This window comes from Synechococcus sp. PCC 7335 (assembly GCF_000155595.1).
Lineage (GTDB): Bacteria > Cyanobacteriota > Cyanobacteriia > Phormidesmidales > Phormidesmidaceae > Phormidesmis.
This window is the reverse complement of sequence record NZ_DS989908.1, coordinates 26,115-27,651: the sequence shown is the minus strand read 5'-3', so window position 1 is coordinate 27,651 and position 1,537 is coordinate 26,115. Positions and strand designations below refer to the sequence as shown.

Genomic DNA, 1,537 nt, shown 5'->3' with positions numbered 1-1,537 from the left:
GCATCGACCCCATCCTGATAAAGGACTTAAAAAGTGCTACATCCAGCAAATAAGAGAATTTTTGATAGGCAGTGGCTTGAAGGAGAACATCGAAAACAGTGACTAATACTATTTCTCATCGTGGTTACGTGGGCGAAGTATCGATAGATGTCGAGGATAACTGCCTCTACGCAAAGCTCATTAATGCGCCGGGTGTTTACTTCACTTGCGAAGGTGAAACAGTTAGCGAGCTTGTGAATGCATTTTCTAGCTGGATTGATGATTACGTTGAAGGTTTCAGTGAAGGCAATCTTAAAGTCGTTGAGCCAGTTTCACTTGCTACGGCAGTTTAGCCGTTACTTCTATGATTCCTATTTTCTAATCCGTAAACGACTAACAAAATCTTCCCTATAAACCTATAAATAGGCTTATAGGTTTATAGCAACCTACTTCGATGTAAGCAAATTGATTGACCCAGCTAAACTACACAACTATTCAGCGCCATCCCACGGAACTAATTCCTGCTTCCCGACAATGAAAGTCATACCACTACTACCTCTGATGGTGACCATCTGACTCACCTCATCTTGAATCACCCAAGGACTCAGCGATGTTCCCCACCGCCACTGCTCTAAAGCACCAATCTCTAAGGGCTGTATAACTGAGGCTTGGGTGGCACAGTCCCCGGTAATTGAATAGTTAAACAGGGGGGCTGTGTCATCTGCTGTCGCTCGCTCCCGCAACGCTTTACGCCGTTCTAGAATCTCCATCTGCTGCTCATACACAACTGGGTCCAACTCATAGATGCGAGTACGCTTGCCTTGTCGCCTGGGCTGATAGTTCACGCAGGTCAATCCCATCTGCTCTAGCAGTTGATTAAGAATCTGCGCTGCACTCATCTCTGGCTTCACCGAGAAGTTCAACACTGCTTTAATCTGCGGCGCATAGTTGAGTGTGTTTTGCTTGAACGTATCTAACGACTCACTGTCCCAGGTCTTACCCAGCTCTAGATAAGCGTCGATACCCAGCAGCTGCCGCAGCTTTTGCTTCAGTGCGGCATTCGATAAATCCCAAGGGGTATAGCCGTGCTGCCACTGTCCTTGTCGCTCTAGCGCTCTGACATCGATATCGATGGCCGTCTCTGGATACTTAGACCACTCCAAGTTTAGCAGTCGCCCTCTGCGTCTACCGCTGTCATCCTGTAGCACCACATCAGCATCAACATTTTCTAGCGGTAAGCCGTAGAACTTAGCAATCTCATACTTCTGAAGTGCTAGCTGCTGCTCCGGTTCTAAGCTCTCAGTCTGACTGAGCAGCTTCGCCTCAGCTGGGGAAAGGTTAACCGCCGCTTCTACCTGAAGGGCGTTCTCCATCTTCAGCTCGTCTCTGGCTTCCTTGAGCAGGTTGTGTGCCTGCTGATTCTTTTGGAGCGTTACCGTCTCTACCTGATGGCCTTCATGCATCAATCTAACTTTAAGTGCGGTTCTAAGCGACCACATCGAGCGATTGCGCTCGGCTTCAATCTGTGACCAGTAGTGGATATGCGGATCGCTTTCCC

2 protein-coding genes are annotated in these 1,537 nt (G+C 48.2%); one reads left to right on the top strand and one right to left on the bottom strand.

Annotated elements, in window-relative coordinates:
* Positions 1–98 precede the first annotated feature (98 nt).
* A complete protein-coding gene (locus S7335_RS25155; RefSeq protein ID WP_038020413.1) occupies positions 99–332 on the top strand; it encodes a hypothetical protein in 234 nt (77 codons plus the stop codon).
* Positions 333–470: 138 nt separating this feature from the next.
* On the opposite strand, the gene S7335_RS25150 is transcribed toward S7335_RS25155, so the two are convergent.
* Positions 471–1,537, bottom strand: a 1,067-nt coding sequence (locus S7335_RS25150) for a hypothetical protein (RefSeq protein ID WP_038020411.1), incomplete at its 5' end; no start/stop codon positions are given.